We start from the raw sequence: 431 nt of genomic DNA, 5'->3' as shown, positions 1-431 counted from the left end.
GCCAAGGGCTTCGTGATCGGCCTTCCCGCCGATGTGGCGATCCGCGTGACGGACGATGGCGATACGGTCATCGTCGACATGCGGCCGGCGTCCCGCTACGGTCGCTACGACCTTGGCGACAATGCCGCGCGTATTGTCGATTTCCTTGCCGAGCTCGACCAGGAAGTCGCCGGTCAGGTTGGCGCCGCGCCGGCAGAGTGAGGCACGGGCACTTGGCAGTGGGCTGCGTTGCCTATCCGGCCGGCGTGAAAATGCCGTCGATGGCCGGTGCGGCATCGGTCACAACCAGACCGCGCGCCGTCAGATCCTCGAGATGGGCAAGCACCGACAATCCGGCGGCGCCATGCAGCCGCGGATCGGTATCCCTGTAGATCGCCCTGACCATGTCGGGAATCGTCCGGTCGCCTTCTCTGACCCGCTGCAGGATGGCG

General features: G+C 66.4%; 1 protein-coding gene and 1 pseudogene. One reads left to right on the top strand and one right to left on the bottom strand.

Going from position 1 to position 431, the window contains the following annotated elements; all coding sequences use genetic code 11:
• Positions 1 to 201, top strand: a 201-nt coding sequence (locus EN914_RS38095) for a DUF1499 domain-containing protein (protein ID WP_127389807.1), incomplete at its 5' end; no start/stop codon positions are given.
• 31 nt (positions 202 to 232) lie between these two features.
• Here the strand turns inward: EN914_RS38095 and EN914_RS38090 are convergent.
• Positions 233 to 431 (bottom strand): annotated as a pseudogene (locus tag EN914_RS38090) (MBL fold metallo-hydrolase); the annotation flags it as partial.

The sequence above is a fragment of the Mesorhizobium sp. M7A.F.Ca.CA.001.08.2.1 genome (genome assembly GCF_003998455.1).
Taxonomy (GTDB): Bacteria; Pseudomonadota; Alphaproteobacteria; order Rhizobiales; family Rhizobiaceae; genus Mesorhizobium; species Mesorhizobium ciceri.
The sequence above is the reverse complement of the archived record's forward strand: the minus strand, read 5'-3'. Positions and strand labels throughout refer to the sequence as shown.